This window comes from Aliivibrio sp. 1S128 (genome assembly GCF_001691065.1).
GTDB lineage: Bacteria > Pseudomonadota > Gammaproteobacteria > Enterobacterales > Vibrionaceae > Aliivibrio.
Window position 1 is genome coordinate 1 of record NZ_MAJV01000142.1, and the last position, 5029, is coordinate 5029.

At 35.5% G+C, this 5029-nt stretch carries 3 protein-coding genes and 1 pseudogene; all 4 read right to left on the bottom strand.

The genetic code is table 11. The annotated features are described in order from the left end of the window. Window positions 1-46: 46 nt before the first annotated feature. Window positions 47-733 carry a hypothetical protein gene (locus tag A6E03_RS18190; RefSeq protein WP_065601453.1) on the bottom strand — a complete coding sequence of 229 codons (687 nt, stop codon included), beginning with the start codon at window positions 731-733 and terminating at the stop codon, window positions 47-49. 17 nt (window positions 734-750) lie between these two features. Further along, complete coding sequence (locus tag A6E03_RS18195; protein WP_065601454.1) at window positions 751-1437, bottom strand: hypothetical protein; 687 nt, start codon at window positions 1435-1437, stop codon at window positions 751-753. Next, window positions 1434-3140: a lipase gene (locus A6E03_RS20570; protein WP_369688364.1), complete on the bottom strand. Its 1707-nt coding sequence runs from the start codon at window positions 3138-3140 to the stop codon at window positions 1434-1436. Before A6E03_RS20570 ends, A6E03_RS18195 begins: the two co-directional genes overlap by 4 nt. Before the next feature lie 345 nt (window positions 3141-3485). Continuing rightward, a pseudogene (gene tssI, locus A6E03_RS20520) lies at window positions 3486-5029 on the bottom strand (type VI secretion system tip protein TssI/VgrG); the annotation flags it as partial.

Genomic DNA, 5029 nt, shown 5'->3' on the forward strand with positions numbered 1-5029 from the left:
GCTAATATGAGTTTTACGGGTAGTTTCATTTCAATAGTCTTAATGATTAAATTCCTGTTTCAGGATCCATAGGCTCTGATCGATAATCTTTCCCTGCAATAATATCGTAACGAATTACAGTAGAATCATTAAACAAATCAAAATCCATATTTATAGAGTTTTGATCACCTTGTAATTTTTTATTATTAATATAGAAATCACAAGATATATCTCCAGACCAACGTTCAATTTCAACCCATTTATGAATACTAGCATTACAATTTCGAGACTCTAATTGAACTGTTGATGGCAATGTCCTATATGTGATCTCTGCCGATCTAGCAACTCTAAATCCTGCAAAGACTTTATCAAAAGCATTATTTACATCAAGGCTTACTGAATACATTGTCATTCCACAATTCGTATTATTACTTTTATAGGGTATCCGCAATTCATAGCTGTTTTCATCTTCTGAGAAATCATGTTCAATTTTAACTGTTCCCTTGGCAGCTCTCGTTACTTTGCCTGTATTTGCACTAAATGAAAAAGAATCACACTTTTCTCCACCACCATAAAAAGTAGCCCACCCAGTAACGTTAACATCTTTTGGCTTTACTCCTTTAATTGTGATGTACTCATCACCTTCATTATTTCCAAAAGGAGCAGGATTAAATGTCTTCGTTAAAGCAATTGCCCCCATACCTAATATTACAAGGAAAAGTACAGCTAATATGAGTTTTACTGGAAGTTTCATTTCAACAGCCTTAATGATTAAATTCCAGTCTCAGGATCCATCGGCTCTGATCGATAATCTTTCCCTGCAATAATATCGTAACGAATTACAGTAGAATCATTAAATAGATCAAAGTTTGTACTTAATGAATTTCTACTTCCTTTCAGTTTTTTACTATTAATATAAAATTCACAAGATATATCTCCAGACCAACGTTCAACGGCAGCCCATTTACTAATTTTTGCATTACAATTTCGAGACTCTAAATGCATTACTGGCAATAATGTTTTATCTGTCACTTCAGCAGGTCGTGTTAATCTAAAGCCAGCAAAAACCTCATCAAAAGCATTATTTACTTTAAAACTTATTTCATATAATTTCATACCACAATTTGTATTATAACTTTTATAGGGTATCCGTAATTCATAGCTGTTTTCATCTTCTGAAAAATCATGTTCAATTTTAATTGTTCCCTTGGCTGCTCTCGTTACTTTGCCTGTATTTGCACTAAATGAAAAAGAGTCACACTTTTCTCCACCACCATAAAAAGTAGCCCACCCAGTAACGTTAACATCTTTTGGCTTTACTCCTTTAATTGTGATGTACTCATCACCTTCATTACTTCCAAAAGGAGCAGGATTAAATGTCTTTATTAAAGAAGCTACGCCCACACCTAATATTACAAGGAAAAGTACAGCTAATATGAGTTTTACAGGTAGTTTCATTTCAATTGTTCCTTAATATCAACGGTAATACTTTCATTTCCAGCGAGTAATGACTGCACAGAATATTGATTTGGCTTTTGTTGTAATAACTGCAACTCTTTTCTCACTCTTTCTATATTTAAACGTATCTTATTTGTAAGTCTCATTTCAGAGTTTAATGACAGACGTTTTGCGTCACCAACATGATATGGAATATCTTGACTGTTTTTTAACTCAACTTCTAGCGTTTGATAAGTGTTATTTAAGCCAGTTTCAACTTTTAATATTTCAGTTATTGCACCGTCATAAGAGTCAAACAGTGAGTTATTTAAAAGAATTCTTAACTGATTTTGTATGTTCGGCACATATTCCGTCATCATATGATCAAGTGCTGAGTTTTTAATACTACTAAAATAGCCATTAATTTGAGTCGACTCTTTACTCAATGAATCCGCTAAATAAAACGAATCATTCTCTCTATTACTAACTAAAGTTAAATTAGTAACATGCGTTTGCTTTGGTGTTAATAACACTTGAGCTACAGGCTGAGGGTGATGTTTATTAGCACTGTACGTTAATAGTTGCACTAAATTACCATGATGGTGATAGTTATCATCATCACTGTCAGTCACTGCATTTACAATCTTTTCAGCAACACCAGTAAATAATGAGCCTTCATTCTCATCTCCAGTATTTGTCCATTTAAAAGGAACTTGTGGCACTACATCATGGTTATTAACATGACGATAATGGATAATATCACTGTATGCTGATACAAATGAATGAGTTCCAGCTCTTGGCATACCATAAGTATATAAACGAAGACTTTTAGGTTGAAATCTATCTTTAATTAAAGCACTTACAATTAAAGCTCCCGCTCCTCCAAGACTATGTCCACAAACATAAATTGTTTTATTTATATGATTATCTTCTAACTCATTTCTAATCAATAACCAAAATGCTGCCGCATACTCATAAAACCCTTGATGTACATAACTATCTTTTAAATCACTAACTGGTATCTGTGCAGCATCTAAATCTGTCATTACATCTTTGTAACCTTCTGACTCAATCACGGCTCTAAAGCCATCTACAGCTTCAAATATTTTAAAACCTAAAGGAGCTATGGGTTTAGCGACTTGCATCACTTCGTTATCAGTAATTTTCCAAGTATTTTCATTACCAAAATAGGTCTCAGTACCTCTAACGCCTACAATAACAACATCTTGATTACTTAAAATATAACCCTCTACGCCTATTTTTTTATTTTCAACAAATTCAAGTTCAAGATGCTGAGAATACGCTACTTCTTTTAGTAACCAGTCCACTTTTGAAGAGGCGCTATATTCAGGACGTTGTTTCGCTTTAAGCTTTGCAATTATTCTATTCAAACCACCTTCAGGTAATTTAGGCTGGTCTGGGTTACTTAGATCACCAAATTCATCGTTTGAATAGGCCAACTGAGCCAACAACGCAAACGTATAACTGTTAATTAAACTGAATTCATCTGTATCTACTATCATTGGAATGTAGCTTCGCAGTGCTTTAAGCTCTACAACTACCGTTGAATTTGTTTTAACGTTAAAGCCAGCAATAACTTCATCTTTTCCGTCATCAATAGCTTTATGCTCTTGAGTAAGAAATTCATCTTCAGGCGCGGTATCCCATAAATCACCAATAGAAATATTATGGTATTTTTTTAGGTTATTGTCTGACGCATCCATTTCTGAGTTTGCACGTAATTTAACAGGCGATGGCGTATTATCTTCACGACTTTCAAATTGCTCTACAATTGAGATAAGCTGCTCTTGCTTAACCGTTACTCGCCAATCACCATCATCTATATCTTCAAATAAAACAGAGCCATTTTGACTTGTTTTAGATAATGTTAATCCTGAACTTTGATTCACAATAGTGACTTCTAATCCATCAATAGGCTCATCATTTTCACTACGAATATCTAACTCAAGCCAATGTGTGGTTGTCGGTTGCAGTCTGTCATTATTAATTTTTTCTTTTAGTAAAATCGTATCTGTATGATAAGTTTTGTCCACTGCAGTATTCAGATTACTCCCTGCTTTTCCCAACTCTTTCCCCATAGGCAATAGGGCTACTTTGCCTGCATAACCGCTGCCACTTCCTGCGCTACCACCGGAGTTTAAATTAATAGCAGATCCAATAAGATGGACGCCTGCGGGGTCAATTTTTACGACACTGCCACCGGCTTTAATGGTAATTTCAGTTCCTGCCTCTAACACTATTTTTTGCCCTGATTTTAAGTGCAATTCAGAACCAATCTCTTCTAATCGTTTTTTACCTACTTTGCTATGAACAGAGCCATTAACTTGATAATGAGAATCTCCTTTAATGGTTTCAAACTGGCTACCATCAACGGTTGTATTTCTATTGTTTTTTATCTCATTGAATTGATTGTTATGTACAACTTTATGCTCATCATTAAACACTTCTATTGTGTGATCATTTTGGATCTGGCTATCCATGTCTTTTGCTGCATGTATATAAATTTGCTCGGCGTCTTTTTTATCTTCAAAACGCAGTTCATTAAAATTTTCACCACCAAGAGAGCTTGAGGTTTTAAAGGTACTGCGCGTCTTGTGCTCAGGCAAAGTATAAGGGGGTTTATTATTACCATTGTAGAGGGAGCCTGTAATGATTGGTTTATCTGGGTCGCCATGAATAAAACTAACAATTACCTCGTGTCCTATTCTTGGTAAGATAAATTGACCATATTGATTTCCAGCCCACCCTTGAGAGGTTCGTAACCAACAACTTGTCTTCTCATTTCCTTGACCGTTTCTATCCCAATGAAATTGTACTTTGACTCGTCCAAACTCATCACAATAGATCTCTTCATTCTCAGGACCTGTAACAATCGCAGTATCTACATTATGAATTAGTGGTTTAGGCTCTGATTTTCGCTTAAACGGAAGATGCCAAGGCGAGCAACGGAAGCTGGCGTGATACTGAGAACAACCATCAGCAAACGCTTCAAGAACTTGAGGTTGTTGCCCACTATGGAAAACTTGCGTCAGTAGCCATGTATTATTCCATTCTGGATTGGGATGCTCTTGAACAGGTTGAAAATGACCTACCGTTAACTGAGCACAATCACTCTCACCGACCAATTCTATATTGCTATTTCTATGCTGTTGAAGTAATCGTTCCGCCTGCTTAATTGCTGTTTCGGATGTCTTTTTATTTGCAGGATACTCGAACTGTTCTAATCCCAATTCTGACGCTTGATTTTCTTTTTCCTCCTGTTGAGCAATTCCAATAGGGTAACGTTGTGGAGTTTCAAAATAGTAATCTTTTACTGATACTTTACCGACACTAACCTTCTGATTTTTAATTAATGAGGTAATGGTATTACCATCTTTTACCATTCCATTATCAGCGACAACACAAAGCGGATGAAGCTCAGTATAAGTCTCGGGGCCATCAGATATAATGAGTTTAGACCCTACATCAGTATGCTCAAAATAAGAAACTAAGCCTTCTTCTGACATCAATCGTTGAATAAATCCAAAATCTGATTCACCATACTGAACGCAATATTCTCGCGGTTGATGAGCGTTAAATAATTCGATTTCAA

Excerpts from the sequence above, each read along its gene's own strand:
- A6E03_RS18195 (WP_065601454.1), bottom strand. The coding sequence starts at position 1,437 with ATGAAACTACCTGTAAAACTCATATTAGCTGTACTTTTCCTTGTAATA.
- A6E03_RS18190 (WP_065601453.1), bottom strand. The coding sequence starts at position 733 with ATGAAACTTCCAGTAAAACTCATATTAGCTGTACTTTTCCTTGTAATA.
- A6E03_RS20570 (WP_369688364.1), bottom strand. The coding sequence starts at position 3,140 with ATGGATGCGTCAGACAATAACCTAAAAAAATACCATAATATTTCTATT.